Source organism: Streptomyces sp. NPDC038135 (genome assembly GCF_055601245.1).
On sequence record NZ_JBVJXS010000010.1, the window covers coordinates 139136 to 164028 of the forward strand.

The window sequence follows — 24893 nt, forward strand, 5'->3', positions numbered from 1 at the left end:
GGGGCGCTGTGCAGGCGGGGATCAGAGGGAAAAGGGAGGATCAAAGGCAGGCGGAGATCAGGCGCAGGCGGGTGCGGCGACGACAGGTGTCGTACCGCGGCCTGGGGCGGGAAGACCCGTCAGGCCTGACAGAGACAGCTGGTCGAGCGCTTGAGGTCGATGTGGCGCCGACGCGAGAGCCGGGAGAACACGGTGGCGCCGGCGAAACGGGCGCTGAGGTCACCACCGTGCCGCATATCGGTCCTCCGCCTATCCGGCCCCGGTCACGGGGCCACGCGCTTGCGGGATCGTCGGTGATCCCGCCGGGCTTTCACCTGGAGCACCCCACCGCGCGGGAGGGTTGCCGGTCAGCGAGCCAGGGCTTGACGCTGACACTCAATGCCGTTCGTGATCCTACGGAGCGGTCTTGGCGTGCGTCAATGGCGCAAAAGGACGCTCCGTCAGGGGAGTCGGGGCGTGAGTGCGTCCGGCTCAGGAGCCTCCACGCTCGCGGGGGATCTTCTGGCCGGCCTCGATCGCCACGGGCAGCCGGTTCTCGGCCGGGGGCAGCGGGCAGGTGGCCAGGTCCGTGTAGGCGCACGGCAGGTTCGCGGCGCGGTTGAAGTCCAGGACGACCGTGCCGTCGGCGGCGGGCGGATCGAGCGCCAGGGACCGGTTGGCGGCGTAGGTGGTGACCCCGGAGGTCGCGTCGGTGAACAGCACCAACAGCCGTCCCGCACCAGGGCCGGGAAATGCGGTCAGCGACAGCGGGCGCCCGTCGAGCTCGAACTCGACCCTGCCCGGAGCGTCGTACACATGCTCAAGGCCTTCGACCGCGGCGCCCACGGTGGTCGGCCGCGGTGTGTCGAAGGGGATGTAGCGGCCAGGCACGGCCCAGCGCGGATCGGGGGCGTAGGCGGGCGTGCCGGTGAAAGCCGTGCGCAGCGGCGCGTCCGGGTGCCGGGGGCGCACGATGTCGTTGCCGCCGCGCTTGGCGACCTCGATGACGGCGTCTCCCCAGACGGCGTCGACGCCGCCGCGCTCGGGCAGCACGCCGAAGCGGTGCTGGCCGCGCACCGGCGTCCCGTCGACGACCAGCTCCTCTCCCTCGTCGAGGTCCACGACGACGCCTTCGGGGCCGGTGTGCCACGAGCCGGGCGCGTCCGGGAAGCGCTGGGGCCGGTCGTCGAGCCAGTGCAGGCCGGTGACCGCCAGAAATCCGTGCGGGGCGGCGAGCCGGGCATCCTGGCTGCGGTACCACTCCAGCCAGGTCTCGGTGAAGGCGTGGAGGTCCGTGGTGGTGGCCTCGGTGGTCATATGGGGAATCTCCTTTGTGCCGGGGGTGCCTTCGGGCAGGGGATGCAAGGGGTTGTCGGGCCGACGGGTGTACTCAGCCGGCCAGTTCGCCGAGGAGTCGCCAGGTGCGTCGGCGGTCGGCTGCTCCCGCGATCTCGGTGACCGAGAACACGACCTCGGTGGCGCCCGCGTCGTGACGGCGCACCTCGGCCTCGAACGTCTTCTCGTCGCGCCGGGCCGGAGGTTCAGCCCGCCTGCCGCTGGCGCGGTGCGGACCGGTGGGTGAGGGGTGCGCGCAGGCCGAGGTTCTCGCGCAGGGTGTTGCCGGTGTATTCGGTGCGGTAGATCCCGCGTTCCTGCAGTTCCGGGACGAGCAGGTCGACGATGTCGTCGAGGCCGTCGGGGATGAGGTACGGCGTGACGTTGAATCCGTCGACCGCGCCGTGCCGTACATAGTGGGCGAACTTGTCGGCGAGGCCGGACGGAGTGCCGACGTGCCCGCGCTGCGGGCCCAGCGCGATGACGGTCTCGCGCAGCGACCAGCCGTGCGCCTCCGCCTTCGCCCGCCACTCCGCGACGACGGCACGCGGGTCGGCGACGCGCCGAGCACCGAAGGAGCCGTCGTTCTCGGTGACGACCGGGTCCTCCTTGGGCAAGGGGCCGTCGGCGTCGTGGTCCGACAGGTCGATGCCCCACAGCAGCCCGGCGATCCCCAAGGCCGTTGCATGGGTGACCTGTTGGAGCCGGACCCAGCGCTTCTTCTCCTGAGCCTCCTCCTCCGTGGCGCCGATGATGATCTCGGTGCCGGGCAGGATCCGCAGATCGTCTTCGGGCCGCCCGACCGCGCGCAGCCGGCGCCGGATGTCGTCGGCGAAGGCCAGTGCGTCGTCGAAGTCGGTGCCGTGCGCGGAGAAGATGACGTCGGCGTTGCGGGCGGCGAAGTCGCGCCCCTCACCGGAGTCACCGGCCTGGAAGATCACCGGATGACCCTGGGCGCTGCGCGGCAGGGTCGGAGCGAGGTCGAGGTCGAACTGCGTTCCCTTGTGCCGCACTTGGCGTACGGCGCCGGGCGCCGCCCAGGCGGGCGCGCCGATGGAGTCGGCGACTGCCCCGTCCTCCCAGCCGTCCCAGAGGGCGCGGGCCAGGGTGAGGAACTCCTCGGCGCGCCGGTAGCGGTCGGCGTGGTCGAGGTAGCCGCCGCGGCGGAAGTTCGCGCCGGTCCAGGCGTTGTCCGTGGTCACCACGTTCCAGCCGGCGCGGCCCTCGGAGAGCAGGTCCAGACCGGACAGGCGGCGGGCCAGATCGGCGGGTTCGTTGAAGGTGGAGTTGGACGTGGAGACCAGGCCGATGCGGCGGGTGACCGCGGCCAGCGCGGCGAGCTGGGTGATGGCGTCCGGCCGTCCGGCCACGTCGAGGTCGTGGATCCTGCCGTCGACCTCACGCAGCCGCAGCCCCTCACCGAGAAAGAAGGCGTCGAACAGGCCGCGTTCGGCGGTCTGGGCGACCCGGCGGAAGGAGGCTGGGTCGATCTGGGAGCCGCTGTCGGGGGCGGACCAGATGGTCCAGTGGTTGACGCCCTGGAAGAACACCCCGAAGTGGAGCTGGGCTTCGGGCCGGGGGACGTCGAGGGGGTCGGTGCGGGTCATCGGGCGTCCTCCGGGGCGGCCGCGGCGGCGGTGGCGAAGCGGTTGGCGGGGCGCTGCAGACCCAGGGTCGAGCGCAGGGACGTGCCGGGCACCGGACGGGCGACAAGACGCCGCTCGGACAGGTCCGGCAGGACGAGGCGGGAGAGGACGGACAGGTCCTCGTCCAGCACCAGCGGATGCAGCCGTACGCCGTCGACGTGACGGCCCAATTCACTAAGCAAGGCAATGAGTTGGTTGGCGGGGCCGATGTGCCGCAGCCTTCCCCGGTCGGTCCATTCCGCGTGTCGTTCGAGATCTGCGACGCGTTCGGCGGCTGTGGCCTCAGGTGTGTCCAGTGCCACTTCGACCTCCGCGAAGACGCGGGGCGTACCGGCGGCTGCGGCGGCCGTGGCGACCGACGCGAGGTCGCGCCCTGTGACGAGCGCGACGTCGAGCTGTGCGTCGGGAACCCGGTCCGGACGGCCCAGGACGACAAGCTGCCCCTGGGGCGGGCGCGGCACGATGGCCGGGCCCTTGACGGCATACGTCTCACCGGTGAAGTCGACGTAGTGGAGCCGTTCGCGGTCGAGGTAGCGGCTGGTGGCCACGGACCGGACGACCGCGTCGTCCTCCCACGAGTCCCACAGGGCGCGGGCCACCTCGATCCCGTCACGGGACTCCCGGGCCCGCGCGTCGGCGCCGGCGACGAGCGGGCGCCCCCAGGCCCGGGCCGCCTCGGGACGCTCCTCCTCCGTCACCACCCACCCGGCGCGACCGGCGGATATGTGGTCCAGGGACGCCAACTGACTGGAGACGTGGAAGGGCTCCGCATACGTGACCGGGACGACCGGCGCGATCCCAATGGTGCTCGTGGACGCCGCGACGAAAGCCGCCCGCTCGACTGCGCCGATCCGGCCCACCGGATCCGGTGCGGCGCTCGGCGGCAGCACGCCGTCGTCCAGGGTGATCAGGGTGAACCCGGCGTTCTCGGCGATGGCCGCGACCCGGGCCACGCGGCGCGGCGTGAGCAGTTGATCGGGGGAGTGGGCGGCGCGGCGCCAGGCCGCGGGGTGGGCGCCGTCGCCGTCGAGCTCGACGGCGAGGTGCAGGGCAGAGCCGGACAATGGGGTTCCTTCCGGGAACACGGGAGCACGAAAACGCGAGCGCGCGCGGCCACAGGCCACGACGAGACAGCCGGCAGGGGTCAGACGTGCACGGAAGGACAAACGGCGGAGGAGGTGCGGCAGTAGTCGACATGCCGCCGGGTGATCAGCCGCGCACCAGTGCACGCACCGCGCGGTGCCGTGCCCAGTACGTGCATCGAAGCCTCCACCTGTCAGGAACTTCCCCGTTCAACGTATGTCGTCCACCCCGCTGAATGTCAAGGTCGACCATGGGCGCAGGGCCGTCTCGCCCGCTGGGACGCATGGTGGACTCATCTTTCCGAGTGTGCTTTGATCCGGCCATGGAGACCACTGGCACGGCACACACGGTGCTGCTCGACCCGTTCTGGGTGAGCCGCCGCGCCGACCAGTTCGACCAGGTCTGTTGCTGACCGCCATTCGACGGCTCGCGATCTCGTTCATCTCTTTCTGCCTGCTGCCTCCTTTCGCCCTCAACTAGACATTTTCAGGGCGTAGTTGTGGAGCGCGCGTGTCGGCCTTGCCGTGAAGGAATCTCCCATGGCCCAGTCCACAGCCTTGCCTGTCATCGACATCTCCCGCTTCCGCGCCCCGGACGCGGACCGTGACGCTCTCCTCGCCGAACTCCGCTCCGCCGCCCACGAGGTGGGCTTCTTCTACGTCACCGGGCACGGTGTGTCAGCGGCACTGCGGGAAGAGGTACTGAGCGCGGCCCGCCGCTTCTTCGCGCTGCCGGAAGAGCAGCGGCTGGAGATCGAGAACCTCAACTCACCGCAGTTCCGCGGCTATACGCGCACCGGCACCGAATACACGGGGGGCAGCGCCGACTGGCGCGAGCAGATCGACATCGGCCCGGAGCGGGCAGCGCTCGAGACCGGCCCGGACGATCCCGACTATCTGCGCCTGATCGGCCCCAACCAATGGCCCTCCGCCCTACCGGAGCTGCGGGACATCGTGCTGCGCTGGCAGGCGGAGGCGCTGCGGGTGAGTCGTGAGGTGCTGCGGGCGCTCGCCGCGGCGCTCGGGCAGGACGAGGGCTACTTCGACCAGTGGTTCGACGACGAGGCGGCCGTGCACGTGAAGATCGTGCACTATCCGCCGCGCGTCGCCGAGGGCACAGACCAGGGCGTGGGTGCGCACAAGGACTACGGCTATCTCGCGCTGTTGCAGCAGGACGAGGTCGGCGGGCTCCAGGTGCAGCGCGAGGACGGCGAGTGGATCGACGCGGTACCCGTGCCCGGCGCGTTCGTGTTCAACATCGGTGAGATGCTGGAGATCGCCACCCAGGGCTATCTGAAGGCCACTCAGCACCGGGTGGTCAGTTCGCTGCCCGGTGTTCACCGTTACTCGACCCCCTTCTTCCTCGGTCCGCGCCTGGACGCGGTTGTCCAGCCGCTGCAACTTCCCCCGGAGCTAGCGGCGTTGAGCCGTGGCGTGACCGACGACCCGGACAGCCCGTTGCTCGCGGCCTTCGGGGAGAACGCGGTCGTCGGCTGGCTCCGCTCGCATCCGCGGGTCGCCGAGCGCTGGTGGTCCGACGTCCTGGTGAAACGGGAGGCCTAGAACCCATGAGCAACTGGGCCTTCGAGACCCGTCAGGTGCATGCCGGCGCCGTTCCCGACCCCGCGACCGGCGCCCGGGCGGTGCCGATCCACCAGGCCACCAGCTACGTCTTCCGGGACACCGCGCACGCCGCCGCGGCCTTCGAACTGGCCGACCTGACCACTCACGCCTACACGCGGCTGTCGAACCCGACCACCGCGGTGGCCGAGGAGAGGATCGCCTCCCTGGAGGGCGGGTCGGCCGCGGTCGCCGTGGCCAGCGGCCAGGCCGCGACGAGCCTCGCCCTGCTCAACCTGGCACGCGCAGGCGATCACATCGTCGCTTCGTCGTCCCTGTACGGCGGGGCCCGCACCCTCTTGGAGCACACCTTCGCCGACTTCGGCATCGATGTCACCTTCGTCGACGACCCGGACGACCTGGGCGCCTGGTACACGGCCGTACGTCCCACCACGAAGGCGTTCTTCGGTGAGACCATCGGCAACCCACGCGGCAACGTCCTCGACATCGAGACGGTGGCCCGCATCGCCCACGAGGTCGGCGTGCCGCTCGTCGTCGACAACACCGTGCTCACGCCCTACCTGCTGCGCCCGTTCGAGCACGGCGCCGACATCGTCGTGCACTCCACCACCAAGTTCCTCTCCGGCCACGGCACCGGTATCGGCGGGGTCGTCGTGGACGGCGGGCACTTCGACTTCGGTGCCGACCCCGATCGATGGCCGGGACTGACCCGCCCCGATCCGACGTACAACGGCCTGTCCTTCTGGGACTCCTTCTCCGACCTCGGCCTCGCCTACTTGTTGCGTCTGCGTACCCGCCTGGTCCGGGATCTGGGACCGGCCGTCTCGCCCTTCAACAGCTTCCTGCTCCTGCAGGGCCTGGAGACGCTCAGCCTGCGCATCGAACGGCACGTCTCCAACACCCAGTCGCTCGCGGAATGGCTGGAGGAACAGCCCCAGGTGACGCGGGTGCACTACGCCTCCCTGCCCTCCAGCCCATGGCAGACGCAGGCCAAGCGGTATCTGCCGCGCGGTGCCGGAGCGGTCCTCGCCTTCGAACTCGCCGGTGGCCTGGAGGCGGGCCGGCGTTTCGTCGAGGGCGTCAGGCTGTTCAGCCATCTCGCGAACATCGGCGACGTACGCAGCCTCGTCATCCAGCCCGCCCACACCACCCACGCCCAACTGGACGCCGGTCAGCAGGCCGCGGCCGGGGCCACCCCCGGCCTGGTGCGGCTGTCGGTCGGGATCGAGGGCGTCGACGACCTGATCGCCGACCTCGAAGCAGGGCTGAGAGCAGCCGCCGTATGAACCCCGTCGCCGGCACCCGAGGAACACGGTCCGCCATGCGCCGCAGCACCGCCCTCCGGCTCGCCGCCGACTCAGTCCTCGCCGGCCTGGCCGCGATCGCCTGTGGCACCGGCGCGGCCGACGACCCGGTGAACGCAGGGGCGAGCAGCCTGGACGCCTTCGCCGAGCGCGTCATCCCCTGGCTGCGGCGCCGCAGCAGGTTCCGCACCTACTGCACGCGCCGCCCACTGCGCGATCACCTGGGCCTGCCGCGGTCGTCCCGGCGGGCGTAGTGCTCCCGGGAGAAGACCGCGCCGCACGACGGGTGCTGCTGGTGTGCATGGCGGCGGGCGCGACGACCCTGCTGGACCAGGCTGTGCTCAACATCGCGATCCCCGGCATGCGCCAGTCGCTCGGGGCCACCGGGGCGGACGTCCAGTGGATCGTGGCCGGGTACTCGCTGGCCTTCGGCCTGGCCCTCGTGCCCGGTGGCAGCCTCGGTGACCTGCACGGGCGCAAGCGTCTCTTCATGGCCGGGGTGGCGGTCTTCCTCCTGGCCGGGGTGACGGCCGCGACCGGAGATGAGCCGGAGACCCTGATCGGTGCCCGGCTGGTCCAGGGTGCTGCGGCTGGGCTCGTCAACTCGCAGGTGTTCGGCACCCTGCAGGATGTCTTCCACGGTCCGGCCCGCGGGCGTGCGCTTGGCCTGTACGCGGTCACCGGCGGCGTGGCCACGGCCCTCGGCCCGCCACTCGGCGGTGGGCTCGTCGCCGGACTCGGCCCCGAGGAGGGCTGGCGGTGCTGCCTGTTGATGAGCACTCCGTGCGCGGTGCTCACCCTGATCCTCGCGGCCCGCCTGCTGCCCCCGCCCAGGCGCACCGCCCACAACTCCCGGCTGGACGTCCTCGGCCTCGGTCTGCTCTGCGGCTGCACGCTGACGTTGATGGTGCCCTTCATCCGCACCCCGGACGGCGGGGGAGAAACACTGCTGTGGGGCACCGCGGCGGGCGTGCTGGCAGCCGTTTTCGCCGTGCACCAGCGCCTGCGGGTGCGGCGGGGCCGTCAGCCGCTGGTGCACCCCGCGCTGACCTCATCGAAGCCGTACATGCTGGGCACAGCCGTCGCCATGGCCCAGTTCGGCTCCTCACTGGCCGCGTTCCTCGTACTCACCGTCTTCCTGCAAAGCGGCCTCGGTCTGTCCGCTCTGCTCACGGCGGCGGTCACCCTCCCCGGGGCGGTCGGGATGGGCGTCTCCTCGGCCCTGGCCTGGCGGCTCGTGCGACGGATCGGACCGCGTACGGTGACCGTCGGACTGACCCTGGGCATCGGTGCCGCTCTGACGGGAGCGGCAGTCGCGCTCTACGCGCCGACGGAGGCGCTGCCGATGACACTGGCGGGGACGCAGCTGATGTCCGGCACCGCCGGAGGGCTCACCGTCTCGCCCAACCAGACCCAGGTGCTGCAGCACGCGCCGGCCGAGGCCGCGGGAGTGGGCGGCGGCGTCCTGCAGATGGCCCAGCGCATCGCGGCGGCCATCTGCCTCAGCGCCGTCCCGGCGGTCTATCTGCACGCCGCTTCCGGTCCCCCGGGAGACGGTCAACCTCGGTCGGGGTATGCGCTGGCCTCCTGTGTCTGCGCGGGCCTGCTCGCCGTGGCCCTGCTGCTGTCCTCGAGGCGCCGCCCCGTCCCGCCGTCTCGCCTGTCCGCACCCGCGGAGGCGCGCCACGCCGACGCGGTTCCCCGTTCCAGGGAATCGACCTGATTCCCCGTGGCGCGGGTGTCGCACCTCGCCCTCCTCATGCCTCAGCGGCTCTTTCACCCCTACCGAAAACCGAAGGAGATCACGTGAGTTCGACCAGAATGCGGCCCGCCCTCGTAGTCCTGGGTGCGGCGGCGCTGTTGACCGCGTCCGTCGCCGTTCCCCAGGCCTCGGCTGCCGGCCGTACGTCCACGTCCCTCGCCTGGTACGACGCCACCGCCGAGACCGTCGCGGCGGCCGGGGCATCCACCCAGATCACCAACAGCCGTACGTGGGCCATCAGTTGGCTCGCGGCCGCCAGGGCCACCCGGAGCGTGCCCACGGGCGTCGAGCGCGGCGTGTATCAGCCGGCGGCGCTCGCCGGGGCCGTACACCGTGCGCTGGTGACACTGGTCCCGAGCCGTGCGGAGCAGCTCGACGCGACGTACAGGGAGACCCTCGACGCGATCCCCGATGGCCCCGCTGAGGAGCGGGGTGTCGCAGCCGGGGAGAAGCAGGCCGATCTTGCCCTGAAGTCGAGGGAGGGCGACGGCCTGGATCCCGCCTCGGTCAACGCGCCCTATCCCGTGAAGCCCGCGGCGCCGGGCGTGTGGCAGCCGACGCCGCCCGACTACGCACCGGCGGCCCAGTACGGCAACCGTCTCGCCAAGCCGTTCCTGCTCAAAACGCAGAACCAGTTCCGGCTCGGCCCGCCGCCCGCCCTCGACTCCCGGCGTTACGCCGCCGACCTCGCGGAGGTGCGGGCGTACGGTGCCGCGGACAGCGCGGTGCGCAGCGCCCGCCAGACCGAGACGGCCGCCTTCTGGCTGGGCTCCTCCCTCACCCTCTACACCGAGCCGCTGCGGGTGGCGCTCTCGCGCGCGGACCAGGGGATCGCCGGGCAGGCGCGGCTGGTCGCGCTCTTCCACGTGGCGCTGGTGGACACACAGATCGCCACCTCCGACAGCAAGTACACCTACGAACGCTGGCGTCCCGTCACCGCGATCCGCACCGGCACCATCGACCCTGACCCGGACTGGACGCCGCTGCACACCACCCCCGCTCATCCGGACTACCCCAGCGGCCACAACACCTACGCGGGCGCCGCACAGACCGTGCTGTCGGCACTGGTCGGGCCGCGTACCGCCCCGTTCGACCTGACCAGCCCCACCGCGCCCGGGGTGACGAGGACGTACACCGCCTGGAAGCAGCTCGCGGACGAGAACGTGGACGCTCGGGTCTTCTCCGGCATCCACACCCGGTCGGCCGACGAGGCAGGGATCACGCTTGGCACGAACGTGGCACGGTACGTCCTGCAGAACGCGGGACGGCTCCTCGCCCCACGCTGACCCTCCGAGCGCTCAACGGCAGCGCGGCACCCAATCCGCGGTGCTGACGAAACGCAGGCGATGACCGTACCGAGGCCTCGCCGTTGTGTGGGGCCTCGGTGGGCCAGGCTCATTCGAACGCCGCCGCCTCGCGCAGCGCCTGGGCCGCATGACCCCACCCCGGCGCACCGCCCGCAACTCCCGGCTGACGTTCTCGGCCTCGGCCCGCTCTGCGGCCGCCCGCTGACGCTCACCGGGGTGCCGTGTCCGCAATGCAAGACCTGCCCGGAAAATTATTGACCGACGTGGTGGACCTCTGCTGAACTCCCGTCTTATGAACCCGCGCGTGGACCTCACTCGGCGGCGCCACATCGACCTGGCGCACGTCTCCAGCGCGTTTTGTTGTCGCTGACGCGGCAAGGGATCGTCGTATCCACCTTTTGAGGGCTCCCCTCCCTCCCACCTCCCTCGTATGAGCCGGGAGCCTGTTCGCGCACGTCGACGCGGCCGCTGAGATCGCGGCTGTAGCGGTCCTGCGACCACGCGCCTTCTGCGACCACGCGTCCTCTCTCCGGCCGGCCCAGTCCGGTATTCCGCATGGTCGATCAGTCCTGCGCGGTACCCAACCCCCTTCACTCGACTCCCCGTTCTCCAGCACCCCTTGGCGTGCCCATCTGCCCGGGAGGGATCCCCTCATGCCTCCGTCCATCCGAAAGCTCACCGGCCGCATCGGCGCGGTCGTCGACGGCGTCGACCTCGCGGCGCCACCCGACATCGCGACAGTCACGACGCTCCGAGACGCCCTCAACGAGCACAAGGCGATCGTGTTCGACGACGTGCAGCTCGACAACGCCGGCCAAGAGCGCGTGGCCGGGTGGTTCGGCGAACTCACCACCGCCCATCCGAACGTGCCGGCCGCCGACGGCACGACGAATGTCCTTGCCGTCGACAGCGCGACGTCCAAGGCCAACGAGTGGCACACGGACGTCACCTTCGTGGTCAACCCGCCGCAGCTCACCACGCTCCGGTCCATCGTGACCACGCCCTACGGCGGCCAGACGCTCATCGCCAACGCCGCCGCGGCCTACCGCGACCTGCCCGAACCGCTGCGCTCCCTCGCGGACACGCTGCGCGTCGTGCACACCAACCAGCACGACTACGCCCGCCCCGCAGCCACGACGGCGCAGCGACAGGAGTACGACCGGGCCTTCGTCTCGACGCCCTACGAGACCGAGCACCCGGTCGTGCGAGTCCATCCGCTCACCGGCGAACGCGGGCTGTTCATCGGTGGCTTCGCCAAGCGGATCGTCGGCCTGTCGAGCGGCGACTCGGCAGATCTGCTGCGCATCCTCCAGTCGTATGTGACCCGTCCGGAGAACATCCTGAGCTGGACCTGGTCTCCGAACCAGCTGCTGATCTTCGACAACCGGATCACCCAGCACTACGCGGTGGACAACCACGACGACCACCCGCGCCGCCTCAACCGGGTGACGATCGCAGGAGAGGTACCGACCGGTGTCGACGGCCGCCGCAGCGAGCAACTGATCGGCGATGCCTCGCACTACAGCAGCGTGCTGGCGGTGGCGGCATGACCGATCTCGGCCTCAAGGCGCCGGCCGTCACCAAGGTCCCGGACGCCGGGACGACGGGCACGCGGGAACGCGAGGTGTTCCTGCCGCGCGACGCCCGCCGCCGGACGCCGCTCAGTACGCTCCGCGAGCGCCTGCGCTGGCCGCTGGGCATCTACACGACTCCGGTCGCGATCCTCATCGCCTGGGAGATCCTCGCCCGGGCCGGAGTGTTGGCGAAGACCTACGCCCCCGCGCCGACGTCGATCGTGAGGTCCGCCGTCGATCTTTGGCAACAGGGCGTCCTCGGGCCGGACTTGGCCATCTCGCTGCAAAGGGCCGGCATCGGTCTCGCGATCGGTCTGACGGTGGGCATCGTCAGCGGGGTGCTCGGCGGGCTGCTACGCAGCGGTGAGTACCTGTTCAACGGCTTGGTACAGGTGCTGAACACGATCCCCCTCCTCGCGGTGCTGCCGCTGATGATCGTGTGGTTCGGCATCGACGAGCTCACGAAGGTGCTGCTGATCTCCTTCGGCGCCGGTGTCCCGATGTATCTCAACCTGTTCGCCGCGATACGGGGCGTCGACCAGCGGCTGATCGAAATGGCGCGCACGACGGGCGCGGGCACCTGGCGCCTGGTGACGCGCGTGCTGGTGCCCGGGGCCCTGCCAGGGTTCCTGGTGGGCCTCCGGTTCTCCCTCGCATACAGCGTCCTGGGTCTCGTCGCCGCCGAAACCGTCAACGCCGACGCGGGACTTGGCTTCCTCATCACTCAGGGGCAGACCTATCTCCAGACCAACCAGGTCTTCGTGGGGCTGGTGATCTACTCGCTCCTCGGTCTGCTCGCCGACCAGCTCGTCCGGGCTCTCGAGCGGGTGCTGCTGCGGTGGCGACCCAGTTATGAGGCGTCATGAGCAGCACGACCGCGACAGAGCCCCGTCGACAGACCGGGGCAGTCGTCGAACAGGTGGTCCGGCAGTTCGGTGACCGGGTGGTGCTCGACCACCTCGACCTCACCATCGCCGACGAGGAGTTGGTGATCCTGCTCGGCCCTTCGGGCTGCGGCAAGAGCACCCTGCTGCGGCTGCTCGCCGGACTGGACCGGCCCGACGGCGGGCGCGTGGAGGTCCCGGCCCGGCGTGCGATCGTCTTCCAGGCCGACCGGCTGCTGCCCTGGCAGCGGGTACTGCGCAACGTCACGCTCGGCCTGCACGGGTACGACGCTGAGCAGCGGGCCCGCGACGTACTGGCCGAGGTCGGCCTCGCCGGCCGCGAGAAGGCGTGGCCCAAGGAACTCTCCGGCGGCGAGGCCCAGCGGGTCTCACTCGCGCGGGCGCTCGTCTCCGAGCCCGAACTCGTCCTGCTCGACGAACCGTTCGCCGCCCTCGACGCGATCACCCGGCTGCGCATGCACGACCTCGTACGCGCGCTGCGGACCAAGCATCAGGCGGCCATGCTGCTGGTCACCCACGACGTCGACGAGGCGATCGCCCTGGCGGACCGCATCGTCGTCATGAGCAACGGCCGCATCGGCACCTCGCACGAGGTGCACCTCACCGCCGCGGACCGCGAGGCGGGCATCGCACGCGAGGAACTGCGCGCCCGGCTCCTGGAAGACCTCGGCCTCGCCGGCCAGCACTGACCTCCCCGAACACCCTCACCCAGCACAGAAAGCACCACACCCATGCGAAAGAGAACCACGAGACTTATCGGCGCAGTCGGCTCGCTCGCCCTGGCGAGTACCCTCGTCGCCTGCGGAGGATCGTCGTCGGACACCGCCGCGCCGCTGAGCAACGCCGTCGACGCGAGTGACGCCAAGCACCCCGAGTGGAGCAAGTACACCTTCACGATCGGCGACAACGGCGGTGACGGCAGCCAGGAACTGGCGAAGGTCACCGGCGTGTTCGACAACGCGCCCTACAAGGTGAAGTTCGCCCGCTTCACCTACGGTCCGCCGCTTGTGCAGGCCGCCGCCTCGGGCGGCATCGACCTGGGCAGCGTCGGCGACGTACCGCCGATCACCGGCGCCGCGAAGGAGTACGGCTTCAAGGTCGTGGCCGTCAACCGCTCGCTCACACCCACCCAGTCGAACGAGAACATCATCGTGCCAAAGGGCTCGAAGCTGAAGACGGCCGCCGACCTCAAGGGCAAGAGGATCGCTGTCCCGCAGGGCAGTTCGGCCCACGGTCTGGCCTTGAACGCGCTGAAGAGCGCCGGTCTCACCCCCAAGGACGTGAAGCTGGTCTTCCTCGACCCGGCGGCCGGCGCCACGGCGTTCAACACCGGGAAGGTGGACGCTTGGTCGATCTGGAACCCGCAGTCGGCGATCGCGGTCAAGAACGGCGCGCGGATCCTGGTGAAGGGCCTCCCGCCGATCGACCAGACGAGCAGTTACTACGTCGCGAGCGACACGTCGCTGAAGGACAAGACCAAGCGTGCGGCTCTTACAGACGTCCTGAAGAGGCTGTCGCGAGAGTTCGCCTGGGCGGTCAAGAACCCCGACGAATACGCGCAGGCGCTGTCGAAGGAGCAGGGCATCCCGCTGGATGACGCCAAGGCGTCCCTGGCCGCCTACTCGAACCGGGTGACTCCGGTGGAGCAGTCGGACATCGAACTGGAGCAGAAGCTCGCCGACGCCTTCCTGGAGGCGGGGCAGATCACCAAGAAGGTCGACGTCCCATCGATCGTCGACAACCTTCTGCCGGCCGGTTACGACAGCTCGAAGCTGAAGGTCACCTCATGAGCGCGCGACGGAGGAGGCTCCACCTCAACGCCTTCCTCATGGAAGCGGGCCACCACGAGGCGGCGTGGCGGCTGCCGCACAGCAATCCCCGGGCCGACTTCGACCTACGGCACTGGATCGAGCTGGCACAACTGGCGGAGAGCGCCAAGTTCGACTCGCTGTTCCTCGCGGACGGCCCGGCCCTCATCGGCACCGGTGAGTTCCGGCCGCCGGGCCAGCTCGAACCGCTGACGCTGCTGACCGCGCTGTCCCAGGCGACCAGCAGGATCGGCCTCATCGCGACCGTGTCCTCGACGTACAACGAGCCGTACAACCTCGCCCGTCGACTCGCGTCCGTCGACCACGTCAGCGGCGGCCGGGCCGGCTGGAACATAGTCACCTCGGCAGGGGCCGACGAGGCGGCCAACTTCGGCCTCGACGACCGCCCCGGCCACGCCGAGCGCTACGCCCGCGCCGACGAGTTCCTGAAGGTCGCCAAGGCGCTGTGGGACAGCTGGGAGTCCGAGGCCGTCGTCGCGGACAAGGCCGCCGGACGCTACGCCGACCCCGCACGCCTGCACCGGCTCAGCCATGAGGGCAGGTACTTCAAGGTGGCCGGCCCGCTCAACGTCGAGCGTCCGCCGCAGGGTTACCCGCTGCTGGTCCAGGCCGGCTCCTCGGAGGACGGCAAGGACTTCGCGGCACGGCACGCCGAGGCGATCTTCACCGCGCACACGACGTACGAGCGTGCGGCCGGCTTCTACGCGGACATCAAGGCACGGACCAGGGCCGCGGGGCGCGACCCGGACGGTGTCATCGTCCTGCCGGGCATCGTCCCGTACATCGGCTCGACCGAGGAGGAGGCCCGGGCGCTTGCGCGGCAGTTCGACGAGCTGCGCGTCCCTGAGTACGGGCTGCGTCAGCTGGCCGCGGTGTTCGAGACCGAGCCGTCGGTCCTCGAACTCGACCAGCCGCTGCCGGAGTTCATTCTGGCGAGGCCGAAGCTGGAGGGTTCGCAGAGCCGTTCCGACCTGATCATCGATCTCGCGGTGCGCGAGAAGCTCACGGTCCGGCAGATCATCTCCCGGCTCGGGGGCGGACGCGGCCACTTCGAGTTCGTCGGCACACCCGAGCAGGTGGCGGACACGATCATCGCCTGGTTCGAGGGCGGTGCCGCGGACGGGTTCAACATCATGGCCCCCGCACTCCCCTCGGGCCTGACTGCCTTCGTCGAGCGCGTGCTGCCGATCCTGCGCGGCAAGGGGTTGTTCCGCGAGGAGTACGAAGGCACCACCCTGCGTGAGCACTACGGGCTCCCGGTGCCCGCGAACCAGTTCCACGACTGATCCGCTTCCCACGGCCGGCCCGCTTCCCACGGCCGGCCCGCTTCCCACGGCCGGCCCGCTCGCGACTCCCGCCGCTTCCACTTACCGAAGCGGCGGGAGTCAGGACAGCCACGACTAGCAGCTTTCGCCCGCTCCCCCGGAGGCCAGCCGCTGTGGCGGAGAACCGGACGCAGCGCCCCGCGGTCCTGTCCCGGCCTCGGTCCTGCTAACTTCGGTCCCCGGTCGTGGCGGGGGTAACGAGGGGCTTGATGACGGCAGGAAGTGAACCGTTCCTGATGTGCGTCGAAGACGTCTTCGACCGCAATCAGGGCCGGATGGTCTTGCTGACGGGCCGGATCGAGCGCGGCCGGGTCCGTGAAGGCGACATGGTGGAGACCGTCGGCCTCGACGGCGGCACACTTCTGCCCGTCAGAGGCGTCGAAGTGCACCACCGACGTATCGACGAGGCGGGTGCGGACACGCATGTGGGCCTGCTGCTGCCCGGCGTGGCGTCCGGCTCGATCGAACGCGGACAGGTGCTGGCGGCGCCTGGCTCGGTCGCAGCTTATGCTCGCTTCACGGCGGACATCGCACTGCTGGCCGAGGACCACGGCGGCGCGGAGATACGCAGTGGTGAGCGCCTGCAGTTCCACGTCCGTACCGCCGTAGTCCGGGGGACGGTCATGCTGGCCCCCGACACGGACGCACTCCCACCACTGCACAGGGGAATGGTCACGGCCGCCCTCGAACGGCCCGTCGCCCTCGAGGAAGGCCAGCCCTTCGCCTTCCGACACCACGGCCGTGCCGCCGGCACGGGGACCGTGACCCGACTTCCGAACTGACCGGCCGCGCGGCCACCGACCGGCATGCGAACAACACCGAACCTCCCGCACCGGCGGGCCCGGGCGGGGCGCGACCGGGTCAACGGCTGGGCGAGCAGCCGACTCGTGATGCGAGGCGACCGGTTGCCGTCACCGTGGCCCGCGGGCTGTTCCCGGCTCGGTCGATAGCTCTTGGAACTCAGCGCTGGAGACCGGGTGCCGGCTCGATGACGTCGGGACGCAGACTGGATCGCCCCACGAGTTGCCCTTCATGCCGAGGCGCGCCGCGACGACATCATCGAGGAAGCGTGCGGGGACGCCGACCGTCTCGTGGAACCACCGCAGCGAGTCGCACTCGGGGCAGAGCGGGAAGCACATCCCGTCGTCCTTGAAGCGGAACCGCTGGACTCAGTCCTGCTCGCAGCGCCGACAGACACCTTCGGCTGCGGCATGACCGGCACGATGCTCGAGCGCACGTGCACGTTCCGCAGCCTGCTGGTGGGCACCGTAGGTGTGTGCAGGCCGCTCATTCCGGGGCGACGCGAATGAGGCCCGGGCCGGCATCGACGAACGACTCCCCAGGTTGCACGTCGTGGCCGTTGTCGCAGCGGAGCACCGCATGCACCGGCGCACCGCAGTTCTCGTGGCGTACGACCACCGGGGGCCCCTGTTCGTCGGCGGCCCAGGTGTCGCCCCACTGGCGCAGCGCCATGATGACGGCCCGAAAGTCCCGCCCCTTCTGCGTCAGTTGATAGGCGTACCGCGTCCGCTGGCCGGGCTCCTGGTAAGGGACGCGCTCCAGGAGACCTGCGGCGGTCAGCTCTTTCAGGCGCGCCGCGGCGGCAGGTTCTCCAATGCCCACACGCCTGGCGAAGTCGTCGAACCGGCGTGTGCCGAGGAACGCCTCACGCATGATCAGCATCGCGGTCCTGTTTCCGACGATCTCCAGAGCCCTGGCGATTGAGCAATTGGCCATGGACCAGGCGTCCCGTTCCTTCAGCAGATCCTTCATTTCCCCACCTTCCGCCTGGCTTGCCTTATGCGAAGCCAGCCTATACCGTCGAGGCTGACTTTTGGAAGCGTAAGTCAGCCTAGAGGCGTGCCTCCCGAGGAGGAATCATGGACATCAGCACATCAAGGGTTCTGGTCACAGGGGCCAACCGCGGGCTCGGCAGGGCACTGGCCGAAGAACTGGTCGCGCGCAGTGCCACGGTGTACGGGGCATCCCGCCGACCGGATCAGATCGATCTGCCCGGCGTGAAAGCGATACGGCTCGATGTCACCGACCCCGCCTCCGTCGCCGCGGCGGCGAAGGAAGCCCGTGACATCACCGTGCTGATCAACAACGCGGGCAGTTCCACGGGCGCCGATCTCCTGACCGGCAGCTGGGACGCCGTCCGTCTGGAGATGGAGACCCATTACCTGGGCACCCTCGGCATGATCCGTGCTTTCGCCCCGCTGATGGAGGCCCAGGGCGGGGGCTCCGTCCTCAATGTCCTTTCCGTGCTGTCGTGGATCAGCTTTCCCGCCGTCGGCGCCTACGCCGCAGCCAAGTCCGCGGAGTGGAGCCTGACCAACGCGTTGCGACAGCAGCTCGCACCCCGGGGCATAACCGTGGCCGGACTTCACGTCGGATACATGGACACCGACATGGCCCGCCACGTCACCGAGCCCAAGACCGACCCGGTGGACGTCGCCCGCGCTGCGGTCGACGGCATCGCCTCCGGGGCTGCCGAGATCGTCGTCGATGACCGCAGCCGTCAGGTACAGGCCGACCTCTCCGGTGGCGTCGCCGCCCTGTACCCGCAGCTCGGCTGAGACGAGGACACCGTGACCTCCACTCCATCCCCCGCGCCGGGCCGACTCCGGCCGACCGACCCGCACACCGATGTCCGACTCTCCTCGGACCAGCTCTCCCGGCGCGCCGCCGCCGTCACGCTCATCGCGATGTGCCTGGGCGCCATGACGACCTTCCTGCTGATCACCGCATCGGTGTCAGCGATGTCGGCCATCCAGGATGATCTGCACGTCACTCCCACCGGCCTGGTCTGGATTCCCTCCGCGTACGCCTTGCTCGTGGCCTGCCTGGTGATGTCCGCCGGCACCGTCGGCAATCTCTACGGCCGCAAGCGCACCTTCCTCACCGGCGCCGCGATCATGATCGTCGGCTCGCTCACCGTCTATGCCGCGCATTCAGCGGGAGGCGTCATCGCCGGCCAGCTCGTCTCCGGCCTCGGCGGCGCTCTCATCCTGCCCAACAGCCTGGCCATCCTGGGAGCGGCATTCCCCGACCCCCACCGGCGCACCGAAGTCGTCACCGCCTGGGCGGCCTCCTCGGGCATCGGGCTGGCCGCCGGCCCCCTGATTGCGGGCACCCTCCTGGACCACTTCCACTGGAACACGGTCTTTCTGTCGACCGCTGTCCTCGCCCTGGTCACCATGGCCGTCGCCGCCTTCGTCACCGAATCGCGCGGCCCCGACGGCAAGCTCGACATCCCCGGCCAGATCCTGGCCGTCGTGGGCATCGCCGCTCTCGTCTACGCCCTGATCGAAGGCGGACACGACGGTTACACCAGCCCCAGCATCCTCACCGCCTTGATCATCGCGGTCGCGGCTCTGAGCGGTTTCGTCCTCGTCGAGCGCGCCGGCCGCACCCCTATGCTGGACATGACCTTGTTTCGGTCGGCGTCGTTCAGCGCCGTCATGTTCGTAGGTGCGGTCTCCCTGTTCGGCTTCACCGGCATGGCCATCCTGTCGGTGCTCTTCTACGAGCGCGTTCAGCGACTGTCCGCCCTGGACGTGGGATGGCGGCTGCTGGCCTTCTTCGGCGTCTACGTCGTCGTCGCCTACGCGACCGGACGCGTGATCCGCCGTACCGGCTTCAAGCTCCCGTTGACCCTCGGTTTCATCCTCGGCGCCGCAGCAGCAGCAGGACTCACCACGCTGGATCCGACCACCCCCTATGCCCGGGTGTGGTGGCTGTACGCGCTCTTCGGCGCCGCAAGCGGGATGGTGGCCGCGCCGAGCACCGCCGCCGCCTTGGTCAGCGTCTCGCACGAGCGCGCCGGCATGGCTTCCGGAGCCGTCAACACCTTCCGCCAGATCGGATCCGTCACCGGCTCCTCACTGCTGGGCGCACTCCTCGCCAGCCGACTCCAGTCCCAACTGCCGGCACGGCTCGGCGCCCACCACGTCCCCCGCGCGGCCTGGCCCGCCGTCGAGCACGCCGTCTCCACCGGCAGCGGCGCCCACCGAGCGGTCCCGCCGAACGTGACCGCCGCGATTGACGACGCCTTCACCTCCGGCGTCCATGTCGGCATGACCGTCATCGCCGCCGTGTTCTTGTGCGCGGCCCTCGCCTCGGCCCTGCTGATACAGAACCGACCGCACCACACCACCGCCACGATGAACTGACGTCCGACTTCCGTGAGCGACGCCGCGCACTGTGGGTCCGTTGCGCAGCGATGTCGACGCGGTCTACGGTGCCGGGCCGCTGCATGGGGCGTGGCTCGCCGTGGAAGACCTGGCGGAGCGCGGCGGCCCCAGAGCGCTATGACATGTTCGCCGGGCGGCTGTGCTGTGGCCGATGGAGCCCGGTGCGACAAAGATGCGATGGTCATCCGCCGAGCCGGCCCCTGATCCGGCTCACACCTCGGAAACGCGCGCCATGGAAGGATGCACATGCCAGGGCCGTACTGGAAGGAGACGTGATGCAGGTAGCCGTGGTCACCTTCGACGGGTTCAACGAACTCGACAGCTTCATCGCATCCGCGCTGATCAACCGATGTCGCAAGGACGGCTTGGAAGCTTTCATCACCACCCCGACACCGGTAGTCAGGTCGATGAACGGTGTCGAGGTGACCGGACAGCGCCCGATGGAATTTGTGACCGAAGCCGAGGTGGTGCTGATCGGCAGCGGCGTGAAGACACGAGACGTGGTCGCCGACGACCAGTTGATCTCCCGGTTGCCGCTTGACCCTTCGCGACAACTCATCGGTGCGCAATGCTCCGGCGCGCTCGTGCTCGCCCGGCTGGGGTTGTTGGACGGCATGCCGGCTTGCACCGATGTGAAGAGCCGACCCTTTGTCGAAGCCTGCGACGTGACCGTGCTGGACGCGCCGTTCCACGCCGAGGGGAACATCGCCACAGCAGGCGGCTGCCTGGCGTCCCAGTACCTCGCCACCTGGGTGATCACCCGCGTGCTCGGGGAAGGCGCCGCGCAAGACGTCATCGGCTACGTGGCTCCAGTCGGCGAAAGCCGGGAGACCATCGAGCGTGCCATGCGCGCCGTCCACACGGGCGCGATCGCACTGCGCTGACGTCGAACACCAAAGACGTCCGGCATGCAGCGGGCCTGACCCTCCTCATCCCCGGGCCCGCTGCGACGCCTGGGCTGTGGGAGCGTGGAGCCGGGACGTCGCCGCTGGGCCGGTCGCCATGCGGTGGGTCAGGTGACGCATGCACACCCGGCAGCGGCCTTCGCTTCGGCCGGGGTGTGGGAGGGGTCGATGGCCTGGTCGCCGGGCGTGCAGCAAGCGGCGGTCCGGCAGCATGCCTGCGGCGTGCTGTAGGCGCTCCTGCCGAGGGTGTCGGCACTCGCCTTGACGACGTAGATCTCCTACGGTTCCTTGCCAGATCCGGTCACCCACACCTTGTCCTGCAGGGCGTAGCAGCAGGAGGTGACGTTCTGCTCGAAGGTGGCCAGCCCTGATTTCAGCCGGGTGGAGGAGTCGGTGACCTCCTCAGTGGTGGCGACCTCGACGCCGAGGTGGTCCAGGCGGGTCTCCTCGCCCGCCTGCCCCTCGAGGAGGACGAGCTTGAGCGGCGGCTCGGTGAGGGCGAAGTTGGCGTATCCGTCGCGGCGCTTGGCGGGCTCGGCGCCGAACAGCAATCGACCCGGCTTCCCCCGATCATCCGCACACCGACCTCATCCAATGAGCTGCATGGGTGGCCGAGGAAGCCCCCAGGAGTGCTGTCGGCGTTGACCACGTTCTTGGCCCCGTGCCGCGCACAAGAAGGGAGCAGGCGGCCCTCAGCTGCTGCGACGCCCGGCAAATAGCCGGCCTCGGATTGCGGTCGGAGGTGCGGGCACTGCCGTCGCAGTGTGGTGCATGGCGCCTCACGGCGTTGTCGGCGTCAGCCAGTGAACAGCCCGGGGTTCTTGTGAACGAACCCGGCTACTCCTGCGGCTGACCCGCGCGCTGATCGCCGTGTCGGCCGGCTCGAACCGGTCCAAGGCGGACCAGGATCCCACCACCTGGCTGCCGCCGGCCACCGCATACCGCTCGCTGCCGGTACGTCACCGACTGGGGCCGACAAGACCCGCTGGGGCCTGAGCATCGACATCGCCGAGCAAAGCGCACTGTCTGAGGAACTCGGCAACTGCGCGGATGCTCCGATCACTGTCGTCCTGGCACGCTGACTGCCTTCCGGACCGTAGCGACAGGGCGCGTGGTGCTGGGGCCTGCCCTGCAGGCTGCGGAACGAAAGGTGTGCTGGAAGGGCGCCTAGATCGGCCGTCGAGCGTCTTGCGTGCAAGCGAGGCGGTGCAGTCGGCCGTGCTCGTAGGAGGCCGCCGTTGGCCGTCGCCGGCACCTCCGGGCCTGCGGCGCTCAACCGTCCGTGCCCCACCGCCGTCCAATGGTTGCGGATGTGCCCTGTGGCCCGGCATCTGCAGACTGAATGTACGCACCCGAACCCGTGCGGGAGGCCGCTGTGACAGCTGAACCACATTCCGCGCAACCAGACATGGTGATCACTGCAGTCGACGGCCGGCATGCCGAGGTGACCCTGTCGGGGGAAATCAGCACCCTCCTGCTCCGCGACCTCGAAGCGCTACTAGCTGATCCGCGCCTGCACGCCGCAGAGCACTGGGTACTGGACCTGCACAAGGTGACCGGCATCGACCTGGCGTGCGTCTACGCCCTGCTGCGGGCCGTGACAGAGCACTCCGGAACGGCCGCCGTGTGCGGTGCGCGACGCGCCGTGCTGCGCACCCTGCGGCATGCCGGCCTGGAGAAGGCAATGGTGATCGAGTAGGGCCCGAGTGCCGCACACGCGGAGCGTGCCAGATTGTGGCGGGTGGCCGGTCAGAACGATGGTGATCCGTCGGCCTGGGATACGAGGTGCGGCCGGTGCGGATGGCGTGAGGGGGTGCGTTCGATGATCAGGAAGGCTGCGTCGTCGGTGAGCTGCTCGCCGGTGTGCACGAGCAGGTCGCGGTGGATCTCCTGCAGCAGGGCATCCGGGCTTGATGCCTGAAAGGAAGCGACCCGATCGGCGAGCGGGTAAAAGGAGCCGGTCGGTGAGCGGGCTTCGATCACGCCGTCGGTGTACAGCAGCAGCATGTCACCCGGTTCGAAGGTGAACCGGTCGGTGCGATCGCTGCCTACGCTGAGGGCGCGCAGTCCCAGCAGGGATGATCAGCGCGGGCGACGGCCAACAGGTCGCCTCCGATCTGAGCCTCGTCCTCGGCGGCAAGATACAGCCAGGCCACCCGCAGCGGCCCGATCCGGCGGGGTGGCGGCCGCAGCAAAGCTCGCTGCGCCATCTCGGCCACCGACCGCAACCGGCTCAGCTCCCGGGCATGCCGCTCCCGTACGTAACAGACGAAGACCACCAGAGCCGACAGCCCGCGCCGGTGCTCGGGGAGCCGCTCCCCACGGATATCGCGTAGACGCATATGCCCTTTTCACGCTCTTCTCGGCCGTGCAGGCTCCCAGAGCCTCACGCTCACGCGGGATACCGACCCCCGGCCTGGCAGCAACATCGTGCCTATGGAACGCGTGCGGAACTGCTTGCGTTGGCCGGGACCCGTGCCCCGTGTTCGACGGGAGGGCCGCGGCCAACATGATCGACACCGTTGGCACGCATCCCAGAACGGCGAGGAGCATGTAGACGGCGGACACCACGCAGTAGGCGACCGCGTCCCCAGAGTCTCAGAGCGGCCGGTTCGCCCCCATGCGAAATGGAGAACGATTTGGCGTGCGCAGGCTTCTCGCGGCTGGGCAGCGTTGCCCGCACCAGCACGGCCGCTGCCTACCTCCCCTAGCCGTCGTCGAGGACGAAGAGTGGCTTGGCGCCGTGTACGGGTGCCTCGGCGAGCGAGACAGCTTCGGTGAAGCGCTCGAGCGGGAACGGTCGGCCTTGCGGGATGGTCAGCACCTCGGTGGTGACGAGATCGCGGACCTGGGACAGCGCCTGCAGCGCGACATCGGGTGAGGCGGCGCCGAACCAGCGGTTCAGCCAGAAACCCCGGACGGTTTTGGTCTCGTAAATGACCGAGCGCGCCTGGAGGGGGATCGTCAGCGCAGCCGGGTCCGTCTGCCGATGGGTGGAGAGGGCGCCGTAGACGATGACTTCTCCTCCCGGGGCCAGTGCCTGGGACACCTGGGCGCCCACGGGACCCGCTACACAGTCGAGGGCCTTGCGCACGCCGGCCGGTCCCGCTGTCTCGGCCACCCGCCGCAGTAGGTCCTCGTCCTCGGTGCAGATGACCGCGTCACCACCGACCGCTTTGATCTCTTCGACGGCAGCGCGTCGGCGTACGACATTGAGGGTGCGGATGCCGAGATGCCTGCACACCTGGATGACTAGGCGGCCGACGGTGGAGCCCGCGGCCGTCTGCAGCAGCCATTCGCCGGGCTCACAGTCGAGTTCGCGCGTGACCAGGAGCAGCGCGGTCAGCGGGTTGACCGCGAGCTGGCAGGCGCTGAAGTCACTGAGCAGGTCAGGGACCGGCAGAAGTCTCCGCGTGTCGGCCACTAGGTACTCCTGCCAGGTGCCGACCGGAGAGGGCCCGGGTACCGCCGGGATCGCGGCGACCACCACCCGCTCGCCGATCGCCGGTCCCTCGGTGTCCGCGCCCAGGTCCGCGACACGGCCCACGCACTCCATGTGGCCCCCGACGGCGGGGAAGTCGAGGGAGAAGCCGTAGCGGCCGCGCAGCACGTGCAGATCGCTGGCATGGATCGGGGTCACGTCCACCCGAATCAGTGCTTGACCCGGTCCCGGCGCGGGAACGGAGCGAGATTCCAGCCGCAGGACGTCAGCGGGCTCACCGGCCTTCACCGCCACGAGCGCGCGCATGGTCGAAGACATGAGCGGCCTTTCCGTTCTTCACAGGCGTCGCCGTCGTCGGCATCGCCAGCCCCGAGCTTTCATCGGCGTCGCCGCGCGGACCACCATGGACTGCGGATGACCGCGACAACACTCAGCCCCGTGACCACGACTGCTCGCCGCAGCGCACCTCTTCACTTCGTGGCCACAACGTTCCACCCATCACGCTACGCCAGGAGCCGGGTAGATTCCTGGTAGCGGACCGTCCACGATGAGGCGCAGGGCCGTTGCGGGGCCGTGCCGGCGGATGCCGGGACTCTCTACCGCCTCTGGCTGAGGATCCAGGGCACTGGCGCCGGCCAAGCGCAGGTCCGGGGACGCTCGGCCCGCTCGCCTTGCGAGGCGTTTGTGCACGGGTTGATTCTGAGGTAGAGGCATGCCAACC

General features: G+C 69.8%; 23 protein-coding genes, 2 pseudogenes and 1 riboswitch. Of the genes and pseudogenes, 15 read left to right on the forward strand and 10 right to left on the reverse strand.

Annotated elements, in window-relative coordinates:
• Nucleotides 1-119: 119 nt before the first annotated feature.
• From ACZ7JA_RS27890 to ACZ7JA_RS27910, 5 genes and pseudogenes are all read right to left on the reverse strand, one after another.
• Complete coding sequence (locus tag ACZ7JA_RS27890) at nt 120-236, reverse strand: putative leader peptide (protein ID WP_023551189.1); 117 nt, start codon at nt 234-236, stop codon at nt 120-122.
• Nucleotides 237-270: 34 nt separating this feature from the next.
• Nucleotides 271-383: riboswitch (SAM riboswitch) on the reverse strand.
• Nucleotides 384-471: 88 nt separating this feature from the next.
• On the reverse strand, nt 472-1296 hold the full coding sequence (locus ACZ7JA_RS27895; protein WP_351667131.1) for a DUF1684 domain-containing protein: 825 nt from the start codon (nt 1294-1296) through the stop codon (nt 472-474).
• Nucleotides 1297-1369: 73 nt separating this feature from the next.
• Nucleotides 1370-1504 (reverse strand): annotated as a pseudogene (locus ACZ7JA_RS27900) (LLM class F420-dependent oxidoreductase); the annotation flags it as partial.
• Nucleotides 1505-1520: 16 nt separating this feature from the next.
• Nucleotides 1521-2921, reverse strand: coding sequence for an NtaA/DmoA family FMN-dependent monooxygenase (locus tag ACZ7JA_RS27905; RefSeq protein ID WP_470811053.1), 1401 nt, complete (start codon nt 2919-2921; stop codon nt 1521-1523).
• Nucleotides 2918-4024: an LLM class flavin-dependent oxidoreductase gene (locus ACZ7JA_RS27910; RefSeq protein ID WP_470811055.1), complete on the reverse strand. Its 1107-nt coding sequence runs from the start codon at nt 4022-4024 to the stop codon at nt 2918-2920. Before ACZ7JA_RS27910 ends, ACZ7JA_RS27905 begins: the two co-directional genes overlap by 4 nt.
• Before the next feature lie 558 nt (nt 4025-4582).
• On the opposite strand from ACZ7JA_RS27910, the gene ACZ7JA_RS27915 reads away from it, so the two are divergent.
• From ACZ7JA_RS27915 to ACZ7JA_RS27965, 11 genes are all read left to right on the forward strand, one after another.
• Entirely contained in the window at nt 4583-5605 is a 1023-nt protein-coding gene (locus tag ACZ7JA_RS27915; RefSeq protein ID WP_470811057.1) for an isopenicillin N synthase family dioxygenase, read from the forward strand.
• Between the two features lie 5 nt (nt 5606-5610).
• Complete coding sequence (locus tag ACZ7JA_RS27920) at nt 5611-6909, forward strand: O-acetylhomoserine aminocarboxypropyltransferase/cysteine synthase family protein (protein WP_470811059.1); 1299 nt, start codon at nt 5611-5613, stop codon at nt 6907-6909.
• Between the two features lie 35 nt (nt 6910-6944).
• Nucleotides 6945-7181, forward strand: a complete 237-nt coding sequence (locus tag ACZ7JA_RS27925) for a hypothetical protein (RefSeq protein WP_470811061.1) — start codon at nt 6945-6947, stop codon at nt 7179-7181.
• Entirely contained in the window at nt 7181-8650 is a 1470-nt protein-coding gene (locus tag ACZ7JA_RS27930) for an MFS transporter (protein ID WP_470811063.1), read from the forward strand. The genes ACZ7JA_RS27925 and ACZ7JA_RS27930 overlap by 1 nt, the downstream gene beginning before the upstream one ends.
• A gap of 83 nt (nt 8651-8733) precedes the next feature.
• The gene (locus ACZ7JA_RS27935; protein WP_470811065.1) at nt 8734-9975 is read left to right on the forward strand and encodes a vanadium-dependent haloperoxidase; all 1242 of its coding nucleotides are present in this window, start codon (nt 8734-8736) and stop codon (nt 9973-9975) included.
• A 674-nt stretch (nt 9976-10649) separates the two neighbouring features.
• Nucleotides 10650-11546, forward strand: a complete 897-nt coding sequence (locus ACZ7JA_RS27940) for a TauD/TfdA dioxygenase family protein (RefSeq protein ID WP_470811067.1) — start codon at nt 10650-10652, stop codon at nt 11544-11546.
• Nucleotides 11543-12436: an ABC transporter permease gene (locus ACZ7JA_RS27945; RefSeq protein ID WP_470811069.1), complete on the forward strand. Its 894-nt coding sequence runs from the start codon at nt 11543-11545 to the stop codon at nt 12434-12436. The genes ACZ7JA_RS27940 and ACZ7JA_RS27945 overlap by 4 nt, the downstream gene beginning before the upstream one ends.
• Nucleotides 12433-13164, forward strand: a complete 732-nt coding sequence (locus ACZ7JA_RS27950) for an ABC transporter ATP-binding protein (protein ID WP_470811071.1) — start codon at nt 12433-12435, stop codon at nt 13162-13164. The genes ACZ7JA_RS27945 and ACZ7JA_RS27950 overlap by 4 nt, the downstream gene beginning before the upstream one ends.
• A 42-nt stretch (nt 13165-13206) precedes the next feature.
• Complete coding sequence (locus tag ACZ7JA_RS27955; RefSeq protein ID WP_389298521.1) at nt 13207-14265, forward strand: ABC transporter substrate-binding protein; 1059 nt, start codon at nt 13207-13209, stop codon at nt 14263-14265.
• Nucleotides 14262-15590 carry an LLM class flavin-dependent oxidoreductase gene (locus tag ACZ7JA_RS27960; RefSeq protein ID WP_470811073.1) on the forward strand — a complete coding sequence of 443 codons (1329 nt, stop codon included), beginning with the start codon at nt 14262-14264 and terminating at the stop codon, nt 15588-15590. The genes ACZ7JA_RS27955 and ACZ7JA_RS27960 overlap by 4 nt, the downstream gene beginning before the upstream one ends.
• Nucleotides 15591-15838: 248 nt before the next feature.
• Complete coding sequence (locus ACZ7JA_RS27965) at nt 15839-16411, forward strand: EF-Tu C-terminal domain-related protein (protein ID WP_470811075.1); 573 nt, start codon at nt 15839-15841, stop codon at nt 16409-16411.
• Between the two features lie 505 nt (nt 16412-16916).
• Here ACZ7JA_RS27965 and ACZ7JA_RS27970 read toward each other — a convergent pair.
• Nucleotides 16917-17402: a winged helix-turn-helix transcriptional regulator gene (locus tag ACZ7JA_RS27970; protein WP_389298530.1), complete on the reverse strand. Its 486-nt coding sequence runs from the start codon at nt 17400-17402 to the stop codon at nt 16917-16919.
• 107 nt (nt 17403-17509) lie between these two features.
• Here ACZ7JA_RS27970 and ACZ7JA_RS27975 point away from each other — a divergent pair, with 107 nt between their 5' ends.
• From ACZ7JA_RS27975 to ACZ7JA_RS27985, 3 genes are all read left to right on the forward strand, one after another.
• Nucleotides 17510-18208: an SDR family oxidoreductase gene (locus tag ACZ7JA_RS27975; protein WP_470811077.1), complete on the forward strand. Its 699-nt coding sequence runs from the start codon at nt 17510-17512 to the stop codon at nt 18206-18208.
• A gap of 12 nt (nt 18209-18220) precedes the next feature.
• Nucleotides 18221-19804, forward strand: coding sequence for an MFS transporter (locus ACZ7JA_RS27980; RefSeq protein ID WP_470811079.1), 1584 nt, complete (start codon nt 18221-18223; stop codon nt 19802-19804).
• Between the two features lie 296 nt (nt 19805-20100).
• On the forward strand, nt 20101-20709 hold the full coding sequence (locus ACZ7JA_RS27985; RefSeq protein ID WP_389298536.1) for a type 1 glutamine amidotransferase family protein: 609 nt from the start codon (nt 20101-20103) through the stop codon (nt 20707-20709).
• Nucleotides 20710-20837: 128 nt separating this feature from the next.
• Here the strand turns inward: ACZ7JA_RS27985 and ACZ7JA_RS27990 are convergent.
• Nucleotides 20838-21278, reverse strand: a pseudogene (locus tag ACZ7JA_RS27990) (ArsI/CadI family heavy metal resistance metalloenzyme); the annotation flags it as partial.
• 860 nt (nt 21279-22138) lie between these two features.
• Here ACZ7JA_RS27990 and ACZ7JA_RS27995 point away from each other — a divergent pair.
• The gene (locus ACZ7JA_RS27995) at nt 22139-22429 is read left to right on the forward strand and encodes an STAS domain-containing protein (RefSeq protein ID WP_470811081.1); all 291 of its coding nucleotides are present in this window, start codon (nt 22139-22141) and stop codon (nt 22427-22429) included.
• Nucleotides 22430-22479: 50 nt separating this feature from the next.
• Here the strand turns inward: ACZ7JA_RS27995 and ACZ7JA_RS28000 are convergent, their stop codons facing one another.
• The 3 genes from ACZ7JA_RS28000 to ACZ7JA_RS28010 form a co-directional block, all read right to left on the reverse strand.
• Nucleotides 22480-22737: a SpoIIE family protein phosphatase gene (locus tag ACZ7JA_RS28000; RefSeq protein ID WP_389298539.1), complete on the reverse strand. Its 258-nt coding sequence runs from the start codon at nt 22735-22737 to the stop codon at nt 22480-22482.
• 41 nt (nt 22738-22778) lie between these two features.
• Nucleotides 22779-23072, reverse strand: coding sequence for a hypothetical protein (locus ACZ7JA_RS28005; RefSeq protein ID WP_470811083.1), 294 nt, complete (start codon nt 23070-23072; stop codon nt 22779-22781).
• 365 nt (nt 23073-23437) lie between these two features.
• Nucleotides 23438-24466: a zinc-dependent alcohol dehydrogenase family protein gene (locus tag ACZ7JA_RS28010; protein WP_470811085.1), complete on the reverse strand. Its 1029-nt coding sequence runs from the start codon at nt 24464-24466 to the stop codon at nt 23438-23440.
• Nucleotides 24467-24893: the final 427 nt, after the last annotated feature.